The organism is Saccharothrix sp. CCNWYY140 (genome assembly GCF_037401995.1).
In the GTDB taxonomy this organism is placed as follows: domain Bacteria; phylum Actinomycetota; class Actinomycetes; order Mycobacteriales; family Pseudonocardiaceae; genus Actinosynnema.
Genome location: NZ_JBBEGC010000009.1, coordinates 1 through 24521, shown reverse-complemented (window position 1 = coordinate 24521; position 24521 = coordinate 1). Strand labels below are relative to the sequence as shown.

Sequence of the window (24521 nt, the reverse complement as noted above, 5' to 3'; positions counted from 1 at the left end):
CCGTCACCGCAGCTTGTCGAGGTACTGGGCCAGCAGCCCGCGGCAGAACTCGACGTGGTCGGGGCCGTAGCCGCGCGGACCGCACTCGATGACCAGCAGCAGCCCCAGGTAGAGGTGGTAGAGGGCCAGCCGGTGCCGGAAGGCGGGGGAGTCGTCGAGGGTGCCGCCGGCCGCGGTGTACCCGGCCACGAGGTCGCTGTCGGGACCCGTGTCGCCGCCGAAGGCCAGGGACACCAGCTCGGCCGCCGGGTCGCCCCAGAACGCCCGCTCGTGGTCGATGAGCCCGGTGATCCGGGGCGGACCGTCGTCGGGCACGTCGACGAAGATGTTGCCCGGCCACAGGTCGAAGTGGACCAGCCGGGGCTCGGTGACCTCGTCGAGGGCGTACCCGCCCGCGGCCACCAGTGCCCGGACTTCCTCAGGGGTCACGCCCAGCGGCGTCCCCCAGCGCTCGGCGTCGGCCAGCAGCGCGTCCACCATGCCGGTGAACGCCGTCCGCCAGTTCGGGGCGGACAGCGCGGACTCCGCCGCCGGGTAGCCGAACCGGCCACCCTCCGGGGCCAGGGTGTGCAGCCGGGCGGTGATCGCGCCCAGCTCGCGGCGCAACGCCCGCTGGGTGTCCTCGGGCAGGTCGACCGCTTTGTCCCACGGCACGCCGTCCAGCACAGAGACGGCGAGGAAGTCCGCACCCGCGCAGAGCAGGTCCGGGGCCGGGACGTCGGGCAGCGCCGCGAGCCGCCGGTAGACCAGGGCCTCGGTCGCCATGATGCCGCGCTCGTACCGCAGGACCGCCGCGTCGGCCGGCGGCGCCAGCTTGACCACGGCGGCCCGGCCGTCGTGGAGCCGGACCCGGTAGGCCGTGTTGAACCAGCCGTCGGTCAGCTCGGTCTCCAGGCGGCAGCCGACGCCGAGGGACCGGTGCACCAAGGCGTCGAGGTCTTGCGGGGACAGGTGGCGTTTGGTCCGACTCTGCAAGGGTGTTCCGCTTTCAGTGGGTTGGGAGCGCTCCCACCCTGCCTGTCGGCGGCGGACGGGTCAAGGGCGCCGGGCCATGATCAGCGACTGACCCGGTGACGTGCGCAGCGGGTGGGTGGTCGGGTCGGTCAAACCGGCCGCCGTGAGCCACGACGTGATCTCGGACGCCGGGTAGACCTGGCCGCCCTGGCCGTGGAACAGGTTGAGGCTGAACACGCGGGCGAACGCGTCGCTGGCCCGGTCCTCGCTGTGCTCGTCGTGCTCCAGCAGCACCACCGACCCGCCGGGGCGCAGCGCGGCGGCCACCCGGTCCAGCAGGACCCGGTTGGCGGGCGCGGTCCGGCCGTGGACCACGTTGAACAGCAGCACGGTGTCGAAGTCCGTGCCCAGGTCGAGGTCGTCGTAGTCGCCCGGACGCAGGGTGACGCGGTCGGCCAGCCCCGCCGCCGCCACGGCTTCGGCGCCCACCGCCAGGGCCTCGGGCAGGTCGATGACCGTGGCCCGCAGGTCGGGGTGGGCCGTGCACAGGCGGATCGCGTACTTGGCGTGGCCGCCGCCCACGTCCAGCAGGGTGGCGCCGACCGGCACGTGGGTGGCGACCTCCGGCGCGATGCTGTCGGCGTGCCCGGACAGCATCCGCTGGAACCGCTGGAGCGCCTCCGGCCGGTCGGACAGCCAGCCGTAGAAGTCCAGGGCCGGGGTGCCGGTGCGGATCGAGTCCTCCAGGCCGTCCCACGACTCGAACAGCACGCTCGCCCAGAACCGGTCGACCTCGCTGTACCCGTCGCCGGACAACCACTTCTGCGTCGGCGCGGTGTTGCGGTAGGTGTCGCCGTCGCGTTCGAGGTAGCCGAACGCGACCAGCGCCTCGGCCAGCAGGCCCGTGCCGCGCGGGTCGGTGCCCAGGGCCGCCGCCAGGTCCTTGGCGGTCAGCGGCTCGCCGGACAGGGCGGCGAAGACGCCCAGGCGCAGCGCCGCCGCCATCGCGCGGTAGCCCGCCGTGGCGATCAGGTCCACGAAGGACGGCGGGCCGTCGCCGGGTTCGAGGTGCAGTGGCATGTCAGGACCTTTCCGGCAGGACGCCCGCGGTGGCGAGGAAGTCGATGTGGCGGCCGATCATCTCGGCGTCGGCGGGCGGGAACTCCACGCCGCACTCCGCCGCCGCGGCCCACGTGGCCGAGCAGTCGAACACGGGGTGGGCGCGGCGGGTGGTGGTGAGGCCGAACGCCAGCGGGCCGAAGGCGCTGTCGGGGCTCTCCAGCATCAGCGCCCGCCAGTCGTGGTACTCCAGCGCCTTGGTCGGGTAGCCCTTGGCGGTCAGCACGTCGCCCAGGTCGGCGTAGCGGAAGCCGTCGGCGCGGTAGTAGTGGAAGTCGCGGCCGACCTGGTCGGGGCGGGTGGACAGGCCGGCGATGGCGGCGGCGAGGCGGTCCACCGGCAGCATGTCGATCACGTCCTCGGTGCGCGGCACGGCCCCGGTCTGCGCGCAGGTGGCGATCTGGCGGCTCAGGTAGGACTCGGTCTTGGCCGTGCCGGTCCGCACGTCGCCGACGATCGCGGCGATCCGGTGGATCGACACCGGGACACCGCGGTCGCGGGCCAGCACGCCCATCATGTCGGCGACCCACTTCGTGGTGTGGTAGCCGGTGTCCAGGCCCGCCGGGTCCTCCGGCCGGTCGGACTCGGTGACCACCTGCCGGTCGTAGGACGCGCCGAGGAACACGCCGAGCGTGGACATCAGGTGCAGCGGCTTGGTCCGGTAGCGGGTGGCCAGGCGCAGGACGTCCACGGTGCTGCCCACGTGCGGCGGCATCATCCACTGGTAGGTCAGCACGAAGTTCATCACCGCGCCGTTGTGGTAGACGGCGTCCATGCCCTCGGCCAACGCGTCGAACTCGCGGGACTCCAAGCCCAGCATGGGTTTCGACATGTCACCCACCACCGGCACGACCCGCGTCAGCACGTCCTCGGGCACGTCCAGGTGCGCCCGGCGCAGGTTGGCGCGCAGGCGCGCGGACGCGACTGCCGGCGTCTCCGCCCGCACCAGGCAGTGCACCTCGGCCTCGGTCCGCCCGAGCAGTTCGGCCAGCAGGTGCGCGCCGAGGAACCCGGTCGCGCCGGTCAGCAGGACCCGTTGCGGCGCACCGGTCACCACCGGGCCGTGCGGGACCACGTCGTCGGGCGGCGTGGCGTCCCGCCACATCTGCTCGACGCTGGGCAGCCCCGAGGAGTACCGCTTGGCGAACGTGTGGTCCGACGCGGCGGCGCTCTCCACCACCTCGGCCAACTCGGCGAGGTCGGCGGTGGCGAACAAGGCCCGCAGCGGCACGGTGACGCCCAGCAGCGACCGGACCTTGGCCAGCACGGCCGCCGCGATCAGCGAGTGCCCGCCCAGGCCGAAGAACGAGTCGTGCCGGCCGACCAGGGGCGCGTCCAGCACCTCCGACCAGATCTCCGCGAGCACCCGCTCGACGGTCGTGCGCGGCGGCTCGTAGGGCTTGGCGGCCACCACCGGCTCGGGCAGCCTGCGCACGTCCACCTTGCCGTGCGCGGTGAGCGGGAGTTCCTCCAGCACCACCCGCGCGCCGGGCAGCATGGCCTCGGGCAGGTGCTCGGCGCAGAACGCCCGCAGCTCGTCCAGTTCCGGCGCGGTCTGCCCGGGGCGCGGCACCACGTAGGCGACCAGGGTGTCCGACCGCACGGCCACCGCCGCCTCTGCCAGGCGGGGGTGCCCGAGCAGCGCGGCCCGCACCTCGCCGGGCTCGATCCGGTGCCCGCGCAGCTTGACCTGGTCGTCCGCGCGGCCCAGGAACTCCAGCGTCCCGTCCGGCAGCAGCCGCACCAGGTCACCGGTCGCGTACATCCGGCCGCCCGGGACCGTCGGGTCCGGCAGGTACACCGACGCCGTGCGTGCCGGGTCGCCCCGATACCCGCGTGCCGGTGCGCGACCGCCGATGTGGAGCTGTCCGGGCACGCCCACCGCGACCGGCCGCAGGTCCCGGTCCAGCACGTACGCCCGGACACCGGGCAGCGGCCGGCCGATGGGCAGCGTGGACGCGGTGACTTCCGACGCGTCCACCGTCCGGTAGGCCGTCGCGCACACCGTGGTCTCGGTCGGCCCGTAGTGGTTGACCAGCTCGACCCCGGTGGCGGCGGCCCACTGGGCGACCGTCGCCGGCGGCACGGCCTCGCCGCCGATCATCATGACCCGCAACGGGCTCCCGGTGTCGGTCACGCCCTCCAGGTCGGCCACCCATCGCTTCCACAGCGCGGCCGGGGCGTCCACGGCGGTCAGGTCGTGCTCGGCGCACAGCCGCAGCAGGTCCGGGCCGCCGATCGCGGCGGGCTCCGGGTGAACGACCACCGCCGCGCCCGCGCACCACGCCGGGAACACGTCACCCACGGACGCGTCGAAGCTCAGCGGCGGGATCATCAGGATCCGGTCGCCCGGCCCGAAGTCGTGCAGGTCGACGAACGTCCGCGCGAGGTTGGCCAGCGTGTCGTGCTGCACCTGCACGCCTTTGGGCACACCCGTCGAGCCGGACGTGTAGATCACGTACGCCAATCGGCCCGGGTACGTCTCGACCGCAGGCGGTTCGGCGGCTTCCCCGGTGAAAGCGTCGTCGGCGGTGTCCAGCAGCGCCCCGTGGTAGTCGCCGAACCGGTCACGCGTGCCGGGCGCGGTGATCACCACGGGCGCGGCGCAGTCGGCGAGCAACCCGGCTAGCCGGGCGGGCGGGTGCGCCGGGTCGAGCGGCACGTACGCGCCGCCGGCCTTGAGGATCGCCAGCAGCGCCACGAGCGCGTCCGTCCCGGCCTTGAGCGCCAGCCCGACCGGGACCTCCGGCCCGACACCGAGGTCCGCGAGGACGTGGGCGACCTTGTTGGCCCGCCGGTCCAGCTGCGCGAACGTCAGCGACGAGCCGCCTACCTCCAGCACGGCCGTCGTGTCCGGATGCGCGGCGACCTGCTCGGCGATGCGGTCCAGCACGTCCGGGGTGTCCGGGGCCGGTTGGTCGTTGAGCCGCTCGGCCGCCGCCCGGTCGTCCTCGGAGATCCAGTCCACTTCGGACAGCCGGCTGTCTGCGGTCCAGGACTCCAGCACGGTCAGCAGCTGGCGTGCGAACCCGGCCACGGTGTCCGGCTCGAACAGGTCCGTGCTGTAGTCGAGGTTCGCGGGCCAGTCGCCGTCGGTCTCGCGGACGTGCAGGGTCAGGTCGAACCGGCTGGTGCCCCGGTCCACGGTCAGCGGCTCGGCGGGCAGCCCGGCCCACCGCCCGGCGCCGCCGCCCCGGTTGAGCACCAGCATGACCTGGAACAGCGGGTGGTGCGCCACGTCCCGGCGGGGTGCGACGCGGGCGGCGACCTCGTCGAAGCTCACCTCGGCGTGGTCGAGGGCGTCGATCGCGGTGGCCTTGGCGCGGGCCAGCAGCTGCGCCACGGTCGGGTCGCCGGACAGGTCCAGGCGCAGCGCGGTCGTGGTGACGAACATGCCCACCGACCGCTCCAGCTCGGGGAACGGCCGGTGCGTGGTCGGCGAGCCGACGACCAGGTCGTCCGTGCCGGACCGGCGGGACAGCACCAGGCCGAACGCGGCCAGCAGCCCCGCGAAGGTGGTGCAGCCGTGCGCGCGGGTCAGCTCGGCCAGCCGTGCGGCCAGGGCGGCGGGCACGACGAACCGGTGGCTGCCGCCGGCGACCGTCCGGTGCCGGGTGCGCGGCCGGTCGGCGGCCAGGTCCAGCACGTCGGGCGCGCCCGCGAGCCGGTCGGCCCAGTGGTCCAGTTGGCGCTGGCGTTCGCCGTCCGCGAGCCGCCCGGACTGCCAGTGCGCGTAGTCGGGGAACTGCGCCCCGACCGGTTCCAGCGGCACACCCGCGTAGACGTCGCCGATCTCCCGGGCCACCAGGCCCAGGGACAGGTCGTCGCACACGATGTGGTGCGCGGTCACGACCAAGGCCGACGAGCCGGGCATCCGGATGAGCCGGACCCGGACCAGCGGGCCGTCCTCCAGGTCGAAGGGTGTGTCCACTTCGGACACGACCAGGTCTTCGAGCGACCCTTCCAGCTCGGTCGCCACGACCGGCACCGACAGCTCCGCCGCCACCCGCTGCGCCGGCGTGCCCTCGTCGTCCACGATCCGCGTGCGCAGGGCTTCGTGCCGGTCCACGACGACGTCCACGGCCCGCTGCAACTGCTCGACGTCGACCTCGCCGTGCACCCGCAGCGCCGCGAACATCGCGTAGGCCCCGGAGTCCAACCCCAGCCGACTGGTCAGCCACAGCCCGCGCTGGTTGCCGGTCAACGGCACGACCGCGCCCTCCGGCCGGCGCGGCACGCTGGAGGAACGGCCCGCCAGGCCGCGCTGGGCGAGCAGGCGCTCCAGCAGCCGCTCGCGGTGGTCGGACAGTTCGGTCACGAGTGGGTCCTCTCCGGAATGACCGCGTCGGGCAGGTCGTCCACGGTCCGCAGCCGGGGCCGGGACCACGCGAACGCGGTCAGCGCGAGCATCAGCCCGCCGACCACGAGGAAGATCAGGGCGATGCCGCGCCCCTCGCCGGTGCCGATGACCGCGCCCAGCGAGGACGCCAGCGCGCCGTCGGGCGCCATCAGCGGTTCGGCCACGCCGTCGGACAGCGGGCCGATCACCAGGTAGGCGATGGGCATCGCCGCCGTGGACAGGGTCCGCACCACGCCGAGCACCCGGCCCAGCACGTCCTTGTCCACCTTGGTCTGCAACAACGTCACGCAGCACGTGTTCATCAGCGGCAACGTGAACAGGAACGCGGGCGCGGCCACCCCGATCAGCCACGGCGAGGGCGCGAGGCTGTGCAGCACCAGGAACACCCCGCCCAGGCCCAGCCCGGCGTAGATGCCGTGCACCCGCCGCTTCGGCCCGCCCCACGCGCCCATCACCAGGCCGCCGACGAACAACCCGCTGCCGCCCGCCGCCATCAGCACGCCCAGGGTGGCCGGGGAGGAGAACGACAGGATCAGCGGCTGCACCAGCCCGCCCGCGACGGCGAACAGGAAGTTCCACGCCCCGAACACCGCGCACAGCGTGAACAGCCCCGGGGCGCCGCGCAGCCACCGCAGTCCCGCGCCCAACCCCTGGGCGCCGCTGCCCCGGCTCCCGCTCGCGCCCGCGGGAAGCCGGGCCAGCAGCAGCGCGGCGACCGCGAAGACCATCGACACCACGTCGATGACCAGCACGCCGCGCAGTCCGACCAGGCCGAGCAGCGCACCCGCCACCAGCGGCGCGGCGATCTGCACGCCCTGGGTGAGCTGCATCAGGCCGTTGACCCGCCCCAGGTGCTCCGCCGGCACGAGAGCGGGCACCAGCGCCTGGTAGGCGATGATGTGGAAGGAGTTCAGCGTGGCCGTCAGCGCCGAAGCCACGTAGACCTGCCACACGGCAAGGGAACCCGTGCTCACCGACACCAGCAGCAACGCGGTCACCAGGCCCGCGCCCGAGTCGGCGAGGAGCATGATCCTGCGCCGGTCGTACCGGTCGGCGACCGCGCCCGCGTAGGGCGCGAGCAGGATGCCCGGCACCACCGCGCAGAACTGGATCAGCACGAACTGGGTCACCGACCCCGTGCCCAGGTACACCCACACGCCCAGCACGAACGCGGTCAGCGCCGAGCCGATCACGCTGACCAGCTGCCCGGCCCACACCACCGCGAACCGCTTCACGAGCCCTCCCCGAGCATGGCCGCGACCTCCTCGTCGGACAGCCCCGCGAGCTGCACCCGCAGTTCCGCGACGGCCGTGATGCGGTCCGGTTCGTCCAGCGCCAGCAGGGTGGACGCCAGGCCCGCCACGGTCGGCGCGGCGAACATCCGGCCGATCGGCACCGCCACGGCGAACGCACCGTGCACCCGCGCCAACGCCTTGGCCGCCAGCAGGGAGTGGCCGCCCAGCGCGAAGAAGTCGTCGTGCACCCCGACCTCGGGCACCGCCAGCACCTCGCGCCAGATGCCCGCGAGCACCTCCTCGACGGCGTTGCGCGGCGGCACCCGGTCGCCGGCGGCCGTCCAGTCCGGCTCGGGCAGCGCCCGGCGGTCGATCTTGCCGTTGGGGGTCAGCGGGAACGCGTCCAGCACGACGGCGGTCGCGGGCAGCATGTAGTCCGGCAGCCGCCCGGCCAGCGCCGCGCGCAGCCGCGCCCAGTCGACCGGGTGGTCGGTGACCAGGTAGGCGACCAGCCGGGCGTCCCGGGGCACCACGACGGCCTGCCGGACCTCGCCGGTGTCCACCAGCGCGGCCTCGACCTCGCCCAGCTCGATCCGGAACCCGCGCACCTTCACCTGGTGGTCGGCACGGCCCAGGAACTCCAGCGTGCCGTCGGCGCGGTGGCGGACCAGGTCCCCGGTCGCGTACAGCCGCGCACCGGGGGTCGTGGCGAACGGGTCGGGCACGAACCGGCTCGCGGTCAGCCCCGGCCGGTCGTGGTAGCCGCGTGCCACGCCGAGCCCGCCGATGTGCAGCTCGCCCACCACGCCCGGCGGCACCGGCTCCAGGCCGGCGTCCAGGACGTACAGGCGGGTGTTGCCGATGGGCGGGCCGAGGACGACGGGCGCGGGCGAGGGGTCGACGAGCCCGGCGGACGACCACACGGTGGTCTCGGTGGGGCCGTAGACGTTCCACAGCAGGGTGTCGTCGGTCAGCAGGTCGTCGGCGAGGTCACGGGGGAGCGCTTCGCCGCCGCAGATCCTCGTGGTGACGTGGTCCGGCACGCCACCCGCCTCGACCAGCAGCCGCCAGGTGGCCGGGGTCGCTTGCAGCGCGGTCACGCCCGCGAGCGCGTCCCGCAACGCCGGGCCGTCGCCGGCGACTTCCGGCGGCACCACCGCGACCGACGCGCCGGCGGTGAGGGGGAGCAGCAGTTCCAGCACGGAGATGTCGAACGACAGCGTGGTGACCGCCGCCAGCCGGTCCTCCGGGGTCAGCCCGAACAGCTGCTGGAACGACACCAGCAGGTTCACCACGGCCCGGTGCGGCACCTCGACGCCCTTGGGCGTGCCGGTCGAGCCGGACGTGTAGATCACGTAAGCCAGGTCTTCGGCGTGCATCGGACACGGCTCGGGTCGCGCCGGTTTCACGTCATCCAGATCGAGGATGGTCCTGCACGGCAACGGTTCCAGCGCCGGGTCGGTCAGCAGGACCTCCGCGCCCGAGTCCGCGAGCATCAGCGCGAGCCGGGAGGACGGCCAGCCGGGGTCGAGCGGGACGTAGGCCGCGCCCGCCTTCCACACCCCGAGGACGGCCGCGACCAGGTCGGACGTGCGCGGCAGGTGCAGGGCGACCAGCGAACCCCGGCCCACGCCGTGGGCTTGCAGCAGCGCCGCGATGTGGTCCGAGCGTTCGTCCAACCCGCGGTAGGTCAGCGGGCCGACCGCGGGCGCGTCGGGTTCGCCGGAGATCAGGTCGAGGGCGGTGGTGGCCTCCGGTAGCGGCAGATCGGTGGCGTTGAAGCCCTCCAGCACCTCCCAGCGGCGCACACCGGTCAGCGCGTCCAGCTCGGAGATCCGCCGCTCCGGGTGCTCGGCGGCGGCCGTGAGCAGGGCGATCAGGCGGTCGGTGAAGTCGGCGATGGTGGGTTCGTCGAACAGGTCCGTGCTGTACTCGACGCCCAGCGCGAGCGCGTCGCCGCGGTGCTCGGCGGCCACCGTGATGTCGAACTTCGAGACGCCCGGGTCCGGCGTGATCGACTCGACTGCGAGCCCGTGCAGGCCGATGGCCAGTGGTGGCGTGTTCTGGAGGATGAGCTGGGCCTGGAAGAGCGGCGCGTGGCCCAGGCTGCGTTGGGGGCGCAGGTGTTCCACTAGCCGTTCGAACGGCAGCTCGGCGTGCGCGAGTCCGTCCACAGTGGACTTCTTGGCGCGTTCCAGCAGTTCGGCGAAGGTGGGGTCGTCGCCGACGTGGGTGCGCAGGGCGATCGTGTTGACGAAGAACCCGATCAGGTTCTCCAGGTCGGGGTGGGAGCGGCCGGCGACCGGGGTGCCGACGACCACGTCGTCCTGGCCCGCCAACCGGCCCAGCCGGGCTGAGAACGCCGCCAGCAGCACCATGAACAGGGTCACGCCGTGCTTGCGCGCCAACGACTCCAGCGCCGCCAGCGTGCCCGCCGGGACGTCGCCGTACCGCAGCGCGCCCCGGTAGGTGCTCACGGCCGGGCGCGGCCGGTCGGTCGGCAGGGTCAGCAGTTCGGGGGCGCCGTCGAGGTGCCGCGCCCAGTGGTCCAGGTGGGCCTCCGCGACCTCGCCCCCCATCCGGTCCCGTTGCCACACCGCGAAGTCCGGGTACTGCAACCGCAGGTCCGGCAGGTCCGCCGCGCGCCCGTCCAGCGCTGCCGCGTACCCCTCGCCCAGCTCGCGCAGCAGCACCGACAGCGACCAGGCGTCGGAGGTGATGTGGTGCAGGTTGAGCACCAGCACGTGGTCGTCGTCGGCGAACCGGCCCAGGGAGGCCGTGAACAGCGGCCCGCGCTGGAGGTCGAAGCCCACCGCGCCGCGCTGGTCGGCGAACGCCCGCGCGAGGGCGTCCCGGTCGCCCTCGGGTAGTTCGAAGTCCTCGACGGTGGCCGCGCCGGTCGGTGCGACCAGCTGCACGGGCTCGCCGCCGGAGTCCGGGAAGGTGGTGCGCAGGGCCGCGTGACGGGCCACCACGGCGTCCAGTGCCTTGCGGAGCGCGGCCTTGTCCAGCGGTCCGCGCAGGCGCAGGCCCAGCGGGATGTTGTAGACCGCGCCGCCAGGCGCGAACTTCTCCAGGAACCACAGGCGTTGCTGCCCGAACGACAGCGGGTAGGCGGCCGGTTTCGCCGCCCGTTCCCGCAGCCTGCGGGCCAGCAGCTCCCGCTTGCGCGCGGCGGACCCGGCGTCGGGGTGGGTCATGGTCAGCTCCCGGACGTGGCGAGTCGGTCGGCGGCGGCGCGGACGTCGCCGCGCAGGTGCGAGGGCACCCGGTCGCCGAAGCGCTCCAGGTACGCGGTGAGGGTCACGTCGTCGTCGCGCAGGAACGGGAAGTCCGTGGGCACCATGTGCCGGATGGCCAGCATGGGCACCGGGCTGTTCAACGGGCGGAACACCGGGTTCCACAGGCCGGCCTTGTCCGGCGGACCGGGGTGGAACTCGCCGACCATCAGGCCGTTGGCGGTGTACTCGGGTTTGAGCAGCCGCTGGGTCCGGTCCACGACGGACCAGGCGGCGGGCTCCCGCAGCTCCGGGAACAGCACGAGGATCGTCTTGAACTGCGCGCCCGGCCCGGTGCGCGGCTCCAGCTCGGCGAACCAGTCGCGGTAGTGCAGCAGCAGGTCCGCCAGCTCGGCCGGCTCGGTCGGGCGGCCGGGGTGCACGGACAGGAAGAACAGGCCCTTCTGCATCGACGTGTCGGTGAACGGGCACACGTCGCCGCGCCGGCCCAGTTCGGGGTGCGGGGCGCACAGGTAGTCGCCCGCCCACGCGAACACCGTCCGCAGCGCCGCTTCGTGGGCGGCGACCTCGTCGGGGAGCTGTTCGGCGCGGAAGTCACCGGGCTCGACCAGGGGGTGGGCCGGCCGGTTCGGGTGTATCAGCATCATCTCACCTGCCTTCTGCGGCGGACTCTGGCGAGGCCGCGTCGGCTTGTCGTGTCGCCTTTCCCGGCGATCACTCTTTTCGATCACCGGGAAAGGCGGCGCGATGAGCCGACTTCCAGGCGGCCTCGCCGCGGCGCCGGAGGCGACGCAATCCAACGCAGTGCGAGTCCCGCCAGTGCCGCGCCGGTGAGCGCGGTCGTGGTGGCCAACAGGCGGTCCTGGCGCTTCGAACGGGCCAGGGCTTCGCCGTAGGGCGTGGTCGTGTGGGCGATCAGGGTGTAGAGCGGCACCCAGGAACGCGGGAACAGCCGGTGCAGCACCAGGTCGGCCTTCTTGCGGGCCAGGAACAGCGGCGACCGCAGCTTCGCGCGCAGCTCCACGAAGTTGCGCTTGGACAGCTCCGCGAGCACGTCGGTGTGCGGCCGGCGGGCGTCCTCGAAGGCGGCCAAGGCCTTCGGCAGGTCGTGCGGGTGGGCGGCCAGGCAGCGGTCCAGCACCGAGCAGTCCTCGAAGGCCGCGTTCATGCCCTGACCGAAGAACGGGTACACGGCGTGCGCTGCGTCGCCCAGCAGCACCACACCGCGACCCGCTCCGGTGGCCACGTGCCAGGGCGCGGTGCGGATGGTGACCAGGCTCGCCGGCGGGTGGGCCAGGAACTGCTCCACCACGTCCGGGATCAGCGTCAGCGTGTCGGGGAAGCGGCGGGCGAAGAACTCCCGCACCCGCGCGGGTGTGTCCAGCCCGGCGAAGCCGTGCGGTCCGTCGAACGACAGGAACACCGTGGCGGTCAGCGAGCCGTCCGCATTGGGGTGGGCCACGATGAGCCCGTCGTCCCCCGGCCACACGTGCAGCGCCCGCAACTCGGTGCGCGGCTCGCCGTCGTCGCCGACCGGGATCAGCAGCTCCTTGTACCCCCACTCCAGGTACTCCTGGTGCAGGGTCATCCGGCGGCCCCGGCCGAGGTGGGTGCGCACGGCGGAGAACGCCCCGTCCGCGCCGACCACCAGGTCGGCCTCGATCTCGTCGGTTTCCGTGGTCACGGACGGCTTCTCGCGGTCCAGCCCGACGACCTTGCGCCCCCACAGGAACTCGACGCCCTGCTTCTCGGCCTCGTCGATCAGGGCCACGTTGAGGTCGTGGCGCAGCACGGAGTGCAGGATCTGGTCTTCCTCGGTGCCGTAGGGCTGGAAGCGCAGCGCCCCGTCGGGCGCGTGCACGACCCGGCCGCGCATCGGCACGGTCAGCGGCTTGAGCGTGTCCAGCAGGCCGATCTCGCGCAGGGCCACGATCCCGCGTTGGGACAGGCCGAGGTTGATCGACCGGCCCGCCTCGCGGGCGCCGGGCGTGCGCGGGTCCTCCCGCCGCTCCAGCACCCGGACCGCGTACCCGCGCCGGGCCAGGTAGACCGACACCAGCGAGCCCGCCAGACCCGCGCCCACCACCACCGCGCGGCCCACAGCAGTCCCGCCCGCGCTCGCCGCAGCCCTGCCCGCGCTCGCCGTGCCGCTCACAACAGCCCTGCCCGCGCTCGCCGTGCCGCTCACAGCTCGTCCTCGCTCAACGTGCCCAGCAGCCGGTCGATCTCCGCGTCGGACAGGTCGTCCAGCTGGTCCAGCAGCGGCGCGGGACCGCGTGTCCCGGCCTCCGCGGTGTCCAGGGCAGCCCGCAGGCCCGCGATGGTGGGTGCGGCGAACAGGGCCGCCAGCGGCAGGTCCGCGCCCAGGGCCGTGCGGACGCGGGCCAGCATCTGGGTCGCGGTCAGGGAGTGGCCGCCCAGGGCGAAGAAGTTGTCGTGCACGCCGACGCCGTCCGGCAGGCTCAGCACGTCCTGCCAGATCCGCGCCAGCGCCGCCTCCGTGTCGTCGCGCGGTGGCACGTGCTCGGTGGCCGCCCCGGTCCACGTGGGCTCGGGCAGCGCGGCCCGGTCGATCTTGCCGGTCCCGGTGCGCGGCAGGGCGGGCAGCTCCACCAGTGCGGCCGGGATCATGTACTCGGGCAGCTTGGCCGCCAGGTGCGGGCGCAGGTCGGCGACGGGCCGGCGCAGCACGACGTGCGCGACGAGCCGGACGTCCGCCGCACCAGCCGACCACGTGGTGACCACGGCGTCGGCCACGGCCGGGTGCGCCCGCAGCACGGCCTCGACCTCGCCGGGCTCGATGCGGAACCCGCGGACCTTGACCTGCCGGTCGGCGCGGCCCAGGAACTCCAGGAGGCCGTCCGCGCGTGGCCGGACCAGGTCGCCGGTGGCGTAGAGGCGTCCGCCGCCGAACGGGTCGGGGAGGAACCGGTCGGCGGTCAGCGCGGGCAGGCCGTGGTAGCCGCGGGCGACCCCGGCGCCGCCGATGTGCAGCTCGCCGATCACGCCGGGCAGGACCGGGCGCAGCAACGGGTCCAGCACGTGCAGGGTGGTGCCGTCGACCGCCGGGCCGAGCCGGATCGGCGCGGGGCTGTCCGGCACCACGCCGGCCGTCGAGTACACGGTGGTCTCGGTGGGGCCGTAGCCGTCGACCAGGGTGGCGCCGTGGGACTGGAGGTCGTCGGCCAGGTCCCGGGGCAGCACCTCGCCGCCGGTGACCCGCAGCCGGACCCGCGCGGGCACGCCACCGGCCGCCACGACCATCCGCCAACTCGCCGGACCGCCCTGCACGACCGTGGCCCCGGAGTCGGCGATCCGCTGCCGCAGCAGCGCCCCGTCGGCCACGTCCGCCGCCGGGATCGCGGTGAACCCGGCGCCTCTCATGAGCGGCACCAGCATCTCCACCGTGGACACGTCGAACGCGGGTGTGCTGATGGAGGCGAGGCGGTCGTCGGGGGAGAGGTCCAACAGGCGGTCCATCGACGTCAGCAGCGCGGCCAGACCGCCGTGCGTGACCCGGACACCCTTGGGCTTCCCGGTGGAACCCGAGGTGTAGATGATGTACGCCAGGCTTTCCGGGATCGGCGGCACGGCGTCCGGCGGGGTGCCCGGACCGGTGGCGTCGGTGACGTCCACCGTGGCCCACGGCCCGCGCAGCACACCGGTCTTCTCCCGGGAGGCCGCGTCGGTGACCACGATCGGCGCGCCGGCGTCGACCGCCATCGTCGTCAGGCGCTCGACCGGCCACGACGGGTCCAACGGCAGGTAGCCCGCGCCGACCTTCCACGCGGCGAGGATGCCGATGATCGTGGGTTCGCCCCGGTCCAGGCACAGCGCCACCGGGTCGTCCGGGCGCGCGCCGACCGACTTCAGGGCGTGCGCGAGGCGGTTGGCGGCGCGGTCGAGTTCCCGGTACGTCAGCTTCTCCACCACCGCGTCGGGGTGCGCGGCGAGCGCCTTCACGATCACGTCGAGCGCGGTTTCGGTGGCCTGGGCAGGGGTTTGGGGCGTGGGGGTCGTGACGAGGGGCAGTTCGGCGACCTTCGTGTCGGGGTCGACGCCCGCGGTGAGGGTGGCGAAAGCGTGGTGCAGAGCCGCGATCGTGGCTTCATCGAACAGTTCGGCGTCGTACTGCCAGCGGCCGAACCACCTGTCCCCGTCCCGTTCCACGGTCAGGGACAGGTCGAACTTCGCGCCACCGTTGGACACCGGCTCCGGCCGCAGGGTCAGCGCGCCCGCCCGCCGCGCCGGCGGCAGCGGTTCGACCGCGAACATCACCTGCACCAGCGGCGCGTGCGCCAAGGTCCGTTCGGGTGCGACGAGGTCCACCACCTGCTCGAACGGCAGGTCCTGGTGCTCCAACGCCGCCACGGTCGCCTGCTCGGCCGCCGCCGTGACCTCGCCGAGGGTGGTGTCCGGCTCGAAGGTCGCCCGCAGCGGCAGGGTGTTGGCGACGAACCCGACCAGGCCCTCGGTCTCCGGACGGGTGCGCGCCGCCACCGGGGTGGCGAGGAGGAAATCGGCCTGCCCGGTCACCCGGTGCAGCACGCACTGGAACAGCGCCAACAGGTGCGCGAACGACCCGTCCGCCACCGCCAGCTCCCGCCGCAGCTCGGCCCCGCGCCCGGTGGGGGAGGCCGGGCGCGGGTGATCGGTGGGCAGGGGCAGCACGGTCGGCGCGCCGCGCAGGGCCTGCGCCCAGTGGCGGGCGTCGTCGGCGAACGCGCCGGCCTCGACCTGCTCCTGCTGCCACAGCGCGTAGTCCGGGTACTGGACGGGCAGCTCCGGCAGGTCGGTGTCCCCGGCGTAGCAGCGCGCCAGCTCGTCGAACAGCACCGCGCACGACCAGCCGTCGGCGATGCTGTGGTGCAGCACCAGGACCAGCACCTCGTGGTTGACCAGGGTCGCCCGCAGCAGCGGACCGGTGTGCAGGTCGAACGGCTCGCGCACCAGCCGCCGCACGGCCCCGTCCACGTCGTCGGTCTCCAGGACCGGCAGCGGCACGGGCTGCGCCTCGGACACCACCTGCACCGGCACGCCGTCCTCGTCGGCGAACCGGGTCCGCAGCGCCTCGTGCCGGGCGACGACCGCGTTCAGCGCCGCGCGCAGGGCGTCGGGGTCCAGCGGCCCGTCCAGCGCCACCCGCCAGCCGATGTTGTAGACCGGGGTGGCGGGCATGAGCTGGTCGAGCAGCCACAGCCGGCGTTGCCCCGACGAAGCCGGGAACCGGAACAGTTCGGGGGTCACCGTGCTCACCGCGTTCCTCCTTGGTGCCAACCGCGGCGGTCGACGGCGACCAGCCGGAATTCCGCGGTGTGCCGGTTGCCGTGCGCGTCGGTCAGCCACAACGCGTCCGGCCCCGGCAGCATCTCGCCGACGGCCAGCGACGCGTCCGGCTTCTCCCGCTCCAACGCGCGCACCGCGTGCGCGAACAACTCCACCGATGGACCGCTCTCCAGGTCCGCGTAGAACGGCTTGTGCTCCACCGGGCTCTTGACGAACACGAACCGGGGGATGCCGTGCTCCCGCCGCCACGCCTGCGCGCCCAGGAACCGGCTCGGCTCGTCGGGGGCGAAGGCGAACCGGCTGGCGGCGGCGTTGAGCTGCCAGCCCTCCCGGGTGATCACCAACCGGTCCAGCGTGGTGCGCGGGGTGTGCGCGCCCGCCGGCAGCAGCCGGAACTTCTGGACCAGCTGCGCCATGATCTGCTCGTTGAGCAGTTCCACCAGGTCGAGGTCCACGCGGCCGTCGCGGCTGCGGGCCTTGAGCTTGCCGCCGACGTCGACCACCGTGCAGGCGCCCACGGGGACCGCGCCTTCCAGGTCCGGGCCGCACGAGTCGTGGCCGAACACGATCCGCAGGTCCTCCGGCAGCACCAGGGCGTCGGCGAGGCGCTGGGGCGTGCCGCCCTGCTCGCGGGTCGTCGTGAGCACGACCCGCGGCCCGGCCATGTCCCGTGCCATCGCTTGCCGCAGTTGCGCGGGATCGGGGTGCTGGGAGACGAACAGCGCGGACCTCATGGTGTTCACGCCGGGGTGGACCTCGCCGAGCACCCACTGGAAGTCGCCATTCCGGACCGCGTCGGCGTCCTTGGCCGCCAGCAGCACGTCCGGGCTGTGCTGCACCGCCCCGCGCCACCCGGGCCTGGGGGCGGCGAACGCCTCCAGCACGGCTTCCCGCACGTCGTTGACGGAGTGGTGGTGGCCCTCGCCCAGCGCCGTGGCCCAGCGGTGCTGGAGTGCGGCGACCAGGCGGTCCAGCAGGCGGTCGTCGAGTCGGAAGATGGTGTCGTTGGCCCACAGCCAGAAGTCCGCGAGCCGGACCTCCGACCGGCCGCCGGCGTTCTTGGTGAACACCTCCCGCAGCGCGCGGGAGTAGAGGGCCGCGCCCGCGGCCGTGAACCAGCGGGCGGCTTCGAGGACCAGTTCCAGGGCCGGCCACAGGGTGTCCAGGAGGGCGGGGGAGAGCGTGACTTCCAGGTCCCTGCGGCACTCCTCGTGCACCAGCGTCCGGCCCGCGTAGAACAGGCCCGGTCGGCGCACGGCCTCCGCGCCGGTGATGGCGGTGAACTCCTCCTGGAGGTCGCCGATGGCAGCGACGAGCCGGTCCGGGTCGCCGACCGCGTCCTTGATCGCGTCCCGCGCCCGCTCGATGCCGTCGAGCTTGCCGGCGACCTCGGTGCGCGTCTCGGCGTCGTCGATGGCGTCGATCTGCTTGCGCAGGGCCAGTTCCGGGGTGAGCGCGGACGGCGGCACTTCCAGCGTCCACGCGATCCGCTTGGCCTGGCGCAGGCGGTCGAGGGTGTCCAGGACGTCCTGCCGGTCGACGCCGAGGTGGTCGGCGATGTCCACGGCCCGGCGGCGGCCGTCGCACGCGGCGAACACGGCGGCGTCCAGCGGCGGGAGCGTGATCGGGTCGGCCAGCGGGACGTGCAGGGTGTCGTGGTCGAGGTCGAGGAACGGCATCCGGCGCGGCACCGCCCACGGCCGGACGGCGTCGGTGGTCAGCGCCTCGGCGAGTTCGTGGACGGCCCAGTTCTCCAGGTAGACCGTGCGGCGGTCGACCAGGTCGGGGCCGGGGCGGACGGTGAGCGCGGCCCCGTCGGCCACGCGCGCCCAGCCGACCGGGCCGAAGAAGCCGATGGTGTCGTTCTTGGCGCAGTAGCGCTGGAGGTAGCTGACGACCGTGTGCTCCCAGCGCCGGTAGTCGACGTTGCGGACCCGGCTCGTGCTGCGGTGCAGGGCGTCCACGGCGGTCTGGAGGGCACGGGGGTTCTGCCAGGCGACCGCTTCCCGGAACTTGGCGTCCCCGCTGATCCCGTGGAGGACGTCGGCCGTGCGCTCGCGGCTCCGCTCGAACACGGCGGTGTACTCGGCCAGGGTGGCTTCGTGCCGTGCGGCGGCTTGGGCGGCGGTGGCCAGGGCGGCGTCCACCTCGGGTGGCCCGTCCAGCGCGGCCCGCGCTTCGGCGAACCGGCCCTTGCGCACCAGTCGGCCGATGCGCCGCAGTGTCGAGCGTTCCTCGCCTTGTGCCGCGTCCTCGACGGCTCGCAACGCCTTGAACGCGGCCCACCGGGCCTCGCTCACGATCTCGTCGGCCGCGAGCACCGCTTCGGCGGCGCGGGCGGCGTCGGGGGAGGCGATGTCGAGCAGCGGCTGGATGCCGAACCCGGTGCCCCGCAACTCGACCCAGCGCCACACGGCCCACTTGCCCGTGCCTTGGGGGACCACGAGGTGGTCGTCGGACGTGGTGCGCACGGGGGTGCGCGGCGCGGGGATGCGGTAGGCGGTCCGGTCGCGGCGGGTGATCGTGGTCAGGGTCCGGGCGTTGCGGGTGCCGTCGACGACCGCCGCGCACGCGGCCAGCGTTCGGGCGCGGTGCAGTTCGGCGACCGGCACGTCCACGCCGAACTCCTCGCGCACCCGGAACGCCAGTCGCACCGCGAGCAGCGAGTTGCCGCCGACCGCGAAGAAGTCGTCCTCCGCGTGCACTTCCGGGCCGCCCAGCAGTGCCTGCCAGAGGCTCGCCAGGCGTTGCTGCGTCCCGGGCGTGGGCGGGGTGCCGGAGCGCTTCCCTGGCAAGGACACCGCTCGGAGCGCGGCCCGGTCGACCTTCCCACTGCGGTTCAGGGGTAGTTCGTCCAGGACGACGTAGTGCGCGGGGCACAGGTAGGCGGGCAAGCGGGACTCCACGTGCCGGCGCATCGCGGGCACGTCCACCGCGCCGGTCACGTACGCGACCAGGTGCCGGGCCTCGCCGTCACCGGTCGGCAGCACGACCGCCTCGGCCACCCCGGCGCACTCCCGCAGCACGCCCTCCACCTCGGCCGGCTCCACCAGGAACCCGCGCACCTTCACCTGCTGGTCCGCCCGCCCGAGGAACTCCAGCACCCCGTCCGGCCGCCACCGCGCCAGGTCACCGGTCCGGTACAGCCGCCCACCGGGCACCCCGAACGGGTCCGGCACGAACTTCTCCGCCGTCAGCGCCGGGTTCGCCCAGTACCCGCGCGCCAGGCCCGCGCCCCCGGTGTACAGCTCGCCGGGCACGCCCACCGGCACCGGCCGCATCCGCTCGTCCAGCACGTACACCGTGCTGCGCTGGACCGGCGTCCCGATCGGCACCGTCGCCCCGACCTGCCGGGGGTCGGTGAGCACGGCACACGTGGTGAACGTGGTGTTCTCGGTCGGCCCGTACCCGTTGACCACCGGCTTGCCGCCGCGCGCCACCAGCGCGGACCGCACGGCGTCCGGGGCCAGGACGTCACCGCCGGCCAGCAGCTGGGCCACCGGCTCCAGCACCTCCGGCGCGTGCGCCACGACCTGGTGGAACAGCCCGGCGGTCAGCCACAGCACGCTCACCCCGTGCTCGCGCACCAGCGCGCCGAGCACCGCCGGGTCGGGCGGACCCTCGGGCGCGGCCACCACCCGGCCACCGGTCAGCAGCGCGCCCCACACCTCCAGCGTCGTCAGGTCGAACGCGGTGGCGGACAGGTGCAGGAACGTCTGCCCCGGCCCGAACCGCCCGAAGTTCGGTTGACTCACCAGGCGCACGACACCCCGGTGCGGCACCGCCACACCCTTGGGCCGCCCGGTCGAACCGGACGTGTAGTTCACGTACGCCACGCTCAGCGGGTGCGCCCGCGGCGGCACCGGCCCGTCCGGTCCGTCCACAGAGGACAGGAGGAGGCCGGAAACCCCTTCGGGCAGCGGACGTTCGCGGTCGGTCAGCACGAGCCGGGTCCCGGACTCCCGCAACGCCGCCGCGTCCCGCGCCGCCGGGTTGGCCGGGTCCAGCGGCAGGTAGGCCGCGCCCGTCTTCACCACCGCCAGCATCGCGGTCACCAGGTCCGCCCCGCGCGGCAGCGCCAGGCCCACCGGCTCGTCCGGCCGCGCCCCGCGCGCCAGCAGCGCGTGCGCCACCCGGTTGGACCGCCGGTCCAGCTCGGCGTAGGACAGCCAGCCGTCGGGGGAGTGCACGGCGTCGGCGTCCGGCCGCAGCCGCACCTGCTCGGCGAACAGCTCCGGCACGGTCGCGTCCGCCGGGTACTCCACGGCCGTGTCGTTCCACTTCTCCACCAGCCGCACCAGCTCCGCGCCGCGCGGCTCGGTCAGCTCCCGCACCGGCCGGTCCGGCGCCTCGGCCATGCCCGCCAGCAGCTCCCGGAACTGCCCGAGCAGCGCGTCGGGCGCCCAGTCGGGGAACCGGGTCGCGTCGTGGATCAGCTGCACGCTCAGGTGCGGCTCGGCGAACGCGTACAGCGTCATCGCGTAGCCGGGGCTGCGCAGGATGTGCACGGTCCGGCCGGCGGGCGCGGTGGGCCGGGCGGACAGCACGGTGTTGATCTCGCGGTGCTCGAACAGCACCAGGCTGCGCATGAGCTGGTCGTGCCCGGCGGCGCGCTGGATGTCCGGCAGTGGCGTCAACTGGTGGTCGCGGGCGGCCACCGACCGCTCCCGGACCGTCCGCAGCCACTGCGACACGGGCGCGTCGAGGTCCACGGGCAGCCGCAGCGGCACGGTGGCCAGCAGCAGGCCCACCATGTCCTCCGCGCCGGGCACCGAGCCGTGCCGGGCCGCGCGGGTCACGCCGAACACGGCCTCCTGACCGCGGGCGTGGGTGGCCAGCACCAGACCCCAGGCGGCCAGCACGACCGTGTTCACCGTGACCCCGGCGACGGCGGCCAGCGCGCGCACGGCGGCGGTCTCCGTGTCGGACAGGTCGGCGGTGGCCACACCCATCACCGGTGTCGCGGAACCGCTGTGCTCCAACGGCAACAGCCCCGGCTCCGGCAGCCCGGCCAGTTCGCGCGCCCAGAACTCGCGGTCCTGCGCGGCCAGCGGGTGCTCCGGTGCGGTGCGCTCGGCGTACCAGCGGACGTAGTCGGCGAACTCGGGGCGGTCGAGGAAGGTCGTGGTGCCGCCGGAGGCGCAGTCGTCGTCGATCTCCGACAGCAGGATCGCCAGCGACCGGCCGTCCAGGATCGCGTGGTGGAAGGTCGCCACCACGACCCCGCCCGGCAGCAACCGCACCCGCAGCGGCGGCCCGGCCACCGGGTCCACCCCCTGCCGCCGGTCGGCGGCCAGGAACCCGTCGAGGTCGGTCACCCCGTCGTCGACCAGCACCGGCACGTCCTCCGCCGGGCCGAACCACTGCTCGGCCAGCCCGTCGGGCCGCCACCGGAACCGCGCCCGCAGCACCGGGTGCCGCTCGACCGCCCTGCGCCACGCCGCCAGGCACGCCCGCGCCTCGGAAGGTGTGGCGAACCGCTGCACGCACTGGATCACGTCCGTGCCCGCGGCCGGGTCGCGCAGACCGGCGGCGAGCATCCCGCTCTGCAACGGCAGTGCGGGCGTGGTCCGGACAACCGGATCCGGGTACACCAAAGCCTCCCCCAAACAAACGGGCATGTCGAAAGGGCCCGCTATTTCAGGGCAGCCTTCGACCGCTCGCAAAAAGGTGTGGAATCACGTGGTGGAACGGCCGCCGTCCGCACCGCGGCGCGGCCCGGCGCCGGACTCAGCCGCCGTGCGCGGCGAGGTGCTCCCGCACGCTGCGGGGCCGCATGTCCGTCCACACCGCGGCGATGTGGTCGAGGCACTCCTGCCTGGTCCCGGCTGTGCCCTCGGCGCGCCAGCCGAGCGGGAGCTCGCGGTCGGCGAACCAGACCGAGTACTGCTCCTCGTTGTTCACCACGACCAGGAATTCACGGCCATCCGTGTTCTCGTCGCTCATGACGGTGTTCTCCTGCCCTTCGCCGGCGGGCGGTCGCCGGTCAGGCAACGCTACGCGTCGGGCAGACTTTCGGAAAATCCACTGAACGGTCGAACCGTTCATTCGGTGATCGGTTCTCCGGTTATTCGAATACGCTATCGATCGTTGCCGCCCGTGGTCGGCCGATCACGGAAACGGGTATTGCTGCGACATTCGAACACCGGCCGATCGCTCACCCGGGGGAGGCCGGGGTGCCGAACGGTCCCGATCCGATGGGGTCACCGCGAGCGCAGCGTCAGCAGCGAGATCTCGGAGGGCGCGAAGACGCGGAACGGCGGTCCCCAGAACCCCGCGCCCCGGCTGGTGTAGAGGCGGGTGCGCTCGCCGTGGTCGGACAGCCCTTGCAGGACCGGTTGCTGGAGTCGCACGAGCAGGTGGAACGGCCAGATCTGGCCGCCGTGGGTGTGCCCGGACAGTTGGAGGTCCACGCCCGCCTCGACCGCTTTGCCGATCTCGCTGGGCTGGTGCGCCAACAACACCACCGGGTCGGTCGCCTCGACGCCCGCGAGCGCCGACGCCAGGTCCGCCCCGTGACCTTCTTCGCCGGAGTGCACGGCGGTGATGTCGTCGATGCCCGCGAACACCAGCCGTGCGCCGTCGCGTTCGAGCACGCGGTGCTGGTTGTGCAGGGAGGTCCAGCCCAGCTCGGCCATGTGCTCCATCCACGCCTGGGCGTTGCTCAGGTACTCGTGGTTGCCGGAGACGTAGAACCGTTGCGGCGCTTGGACGTCACCCAAGGCGGTGGACTGGTCGCGGCGCTGCTCTACAGTGCCGTCCGCGATGTCACCGACGTGCACGACGACATCGGCGTTCAACTCGTTGACCCGCTGCACGGTCCGACGCGACCACTCAGCGAGGTCGATGGGGCCGTAGTGGGTGTCCGCGAGCACGGCGATGGTGAGCCCGTCGAAGGCCGGGTCCAGACGCGGGAGCACCACGTCCTGCCGGCGCACACGCGGCACGCGCATCGCCTGCCGGTAGCCGTGCAGGGTGAGGCCCACCACGATCACCAACAGCAACACCGCAACCAGCCGCGCGCGGAATGGGTTCTCCACCCCCGCGATCGCCAACACAAGCCGCAGGAGGTGCGTGACCAACGTCCAGGCGAACGCGATCCACGCGATCCCCAACAACGGCATGGCGATCCGGGTGGCCCCATCCGAGCCGCGGGTGAACGCCCGAACCACCAACAGCGGCAACGCCACCCACCCAGCGACGATCACGGCCGTCCCGACGACGGTCACGCCTACCGGCCACTGCGCGCCAGGTGCCAACAGCCCGGTCCACGGCACCCAGAACAGCAAGGTGCTGATCACCGTCAACACCGCGAGGAACACGGTCCGGCGGCGCGCGGACTGCCGGGGCGGGGCGTCGGTGGTGGCCATAGAAGCGCCTCCGTGCTCGTTAACGGACCAGTGGGCTCTAATCGTACGCGGTCAACTGGCCCGAACGACCAGCCCGATGAGCTGGTTCACCAGTGCCTCACGCAAGTCGGTGGCGAACAGCTCGGCAGCAGGCGGCAACCCCAACTCGGCGGAAGCCCGAGCGACTTCGTCGGTAGGCTGCGCATGCGGCCACAACCCAGCAATGACAACCAACACCGACCGCGCAAACCGGGTGGCGGCGGGCTCGTCAAGCTGAGGAAGCTCAGCACGCACAAGGTCGGCCAACCGAGCGGTGTGATCGGTGGCCCGCGCCTTCACCGCACGAGCGGTATCCAGCCCGATGTTGCGCTCCAACACCCCCGCCATCGAGGCGACAAGATCACACAACAACGCATGACGCCCCACAGACTCGGCGAGAGCCGTGGCAACAGCAATCGCCCGCCCATAGGGAACACCCTCAACCCGAGCCTCCCGAATGGCACCCTCGACATCGTCCAACCAGGCCGCCCACCGCCGATCAAGCACCCCGAGGAAGACGGCTTCCCGACTGTCGAAGTACCGCAACACGTTGGACTTGGCCAACCCAACCCGACAGCTCAGTTCCCGAAGACTCACCTCGGTAACCGGCACCTCACCCAACATGGCCTCGGCAGTATCAAGAATCGCCACCCGCCGAGCCGCAACCTGCTCGGGCCGCCGAGCCCGCCGAAACTCCATGCGAAGAGGCTAGCGGACCACCGGTCTGTTCCAACACTCCTCACACACGCACCTCCCCGCCCGCAGCCCACCCCCTCTCCGCGCGCAACTCGGGTTCTTCGGCGCGCAGCGCGGGTTCTTCGGCGGAGCCGGCGAGTGGGCAGTCCGCCGGGGAGGACACAGCGCAACTTGGGCTTCTTGCTTGTGTCATCCCCGTATGGCCTGCCCGAAGGGCTACCACATTTTCCGGGGGTTGCAGCCG

The 24521-nt window shown here is 73.5% G+C and carries 12 protein-coding genes; all 12 read right to left on the bottom strand.

What is annotated here, in order from left to right:
* Nucleotides 1-3: 3 nt before the first annotated feature.
* Nucleotides 4-975 (bottom strand): phosphotransferase family protein, encoded by a 972-nt coding sequence (locus tag WBN91_RS07700; RefSeq protein ID WP_337722568.1) that lies wholly within the window; start codon nucleotides 973-975, stop codon nucleotides 4-6.
* A 60-nt stretch (nucleotides 976-1035) separates the two neighbouring features.
* Entirely contained in the window at nucleotides 1036-2034 is a 999-nt protein-coding gene (locus tag WBN91_RS07695; protein ID WP_337722567.1) for a class I SAM-dependent methyltransferase, read from the bottom strand.
* 1 nt (nucleotide 2035) lies between these two features.
* Nucleotides 2036-6391, bottom strand: coding sequence for a non-ribosomal peptide synthetase (locus WBN91_RS07690; RefSeq protein WP_337722566.1), 4356 nt, complete (start codon nucleotides 6389-6391; stop codon nucleotides 2036-2038).
* On the bottom strand, nucleotides 6388-7668 hold the full coding sequence (locus WBN91_RS07685) for an MFS transporter (protein ID WP_337722565.1): 1281 nt from the start codon (nucleotides 7666-7668) through the stop codon (nucleotides 6388-6390). The genes WBN91_RS07690 and WBN91_RS07685 overlap by 4 nt, the downstream gene beginning before the upstream one ends.
* Nucleotides 7665-10868: an amino acid adenylation domain-containing protein gene (locus WBN91_RS07680; protein WP_337722564.1), complete on the bottom strand. Its 3204-nt coding sequence runs from the start codon at nucleotides 10866-10868 to the stop codon at nucleotides 7665-7667. Before WBN91_RS07680 ends, WBN91_RS07685 begins: the two co-directional genes overlap by 4 nt.
* Nucleotides 10869-10870: 2 nt before the next feature.
* Nucleotides 10871-11554 (bottom strand): DUF6875 domain-containing protein, encoded by a 684-nt coding sequence (locus WBN91_RS07675; protein ID WP_337722563.1) that lies wholly within the window; start codon nucleotides 11552-11554, stop codon nucleotides 10871-10873.
* A gap of 80 nt (nucleotides 11555-11634) precedes the next feature.
* On the bottom strand, nucleotides 11635-13095 hold the full coding sequence (locus tag WBN91_RS07670; protein ID WP_337722562.1) for an FAD-dependent oxidoreductase: 1461 nt from the start codon (nucleotides 13093-13095) through the stop codon (nucleotides 11635-11637).
* Nucleotides 13092-16163 (bottom strand): amino acid adenylation domain-containing protein, encoded by a 3072-nt coding sequence (locus tag WBN91_RS07665; RefSeq protein ID WP_337722561.1) that lies wholly within the window; start codon nucleotides 16161-16163, stop codon nucleotides 13092-13094. Before WBN91_RS07665 ends, WBN91_RS07670 begins: the two co-directional genes overlap by 4 nt.
* Nucleotides 16160-21787 (bottom strand): amino acid adenylation domain-containing protein, encoded by a 5628-nt coding sequence (locus tag WBN91_RS07660; protein ID WP_337722560.1) that lies wholly within the window; start codon nucleotides 21785-21787, stop codon nucleotides 16160-16162. The genes WBN91_RS07665 and WBN91_RS07660 overlap by 4 nt, the downstream gene beginning before the upstream one ends.
* 136 nt (nucleotides 21788-21923) lie before the next feature.
* Nucleotides 21924-22139 carry an MbtH family protein gene (locus tag WBN91_RS07655; RefSeq protein WP_337722559.1) on the bottom strand — a complete coding sequence of 72 codons (216 nt, stop codon included), beginning with the start codon at nucleotides 22137-22139 and terminating at the stop codon, nucleotides 21924-21926.
* A 257-nt stretch (nucleotides 22140-22396) separates the two neighbouring features.
* On the bottom strand, nucleotides 22397-23563 hold the full coding sequence (locus tag WBN91_RS07650; RefSeq protein WP_337722558.1) for a metallophosphoesterase: 1167 nt from the start codon (nucleotides 23561-23563) through the stop codon (nucleotides 22397-22399).
* Nucleotides 23564-23614: 51 nt separating this feature from the next.
* Nucleotides 23615-24280 (bottom strand): TetR/AcrR family transcriptional regulator, encoded by a 666-nt coding sequence (locus WBN91_RS07645; RefSeq protein ID WP_337722557.1) that lies wholly within the window; start codon nucleotides 24278-24280, stop codon nucleotides 23615-23617.
* Nucleotides 24281-24521: the final 241 nt, after the last annotated feature.

What these genes read in the sequence shown, in the direction of transcription:
- WBN91_RS07695 (WP_337722567.1), bottom strand. Translation starts at nt 2,034, where the DNA reads ATGCCACTGCACCTCGAACCCGGCGACGGCCCGCCGTCCTTCGTGGAC.
- WBN91_RS07680 (WP_337722564.1), bottom strand. Translation starts at nt 10,868, where the DNA reads ATGACCCACCCCGACGCCGGGTCCGCCGCGCGCAAGCGGGAGCTGCTG.
- WBN91_RS07675 (WP_337722563.1), bottom strand. Translation starts at nt 11,554, where the DNA reads ATGATGCTGATACACCCGAACCGGCCGGCCCACCCCCTGGTCGAGCCC.
- WBN91_RS07655 (WP_337722559.1), bottom strand. Translation starts at nt 22,139, where the DNA reads ATGAGCGACGAGAACACGGATGGCCGTGAATTCCTGGTCGTGGTGAAC.
- WBN91_RS07650 (WP_337722558.1), bottom strand. Translation starts at nt 23,563, where the DNA reads ATGGCCACCACCGACGCCCCGCCCCGGCAGTCCGCGCGCCGCCGGACC.
- WBN91_RS07645 (WP_337722557.1), bottom strand. Translation starts at nt 24,280, where the DNA reads ATGGAGTTTCGGCGGGCTCGGCGGCCCGAGCAGGTTGCGGCTCGGCGG.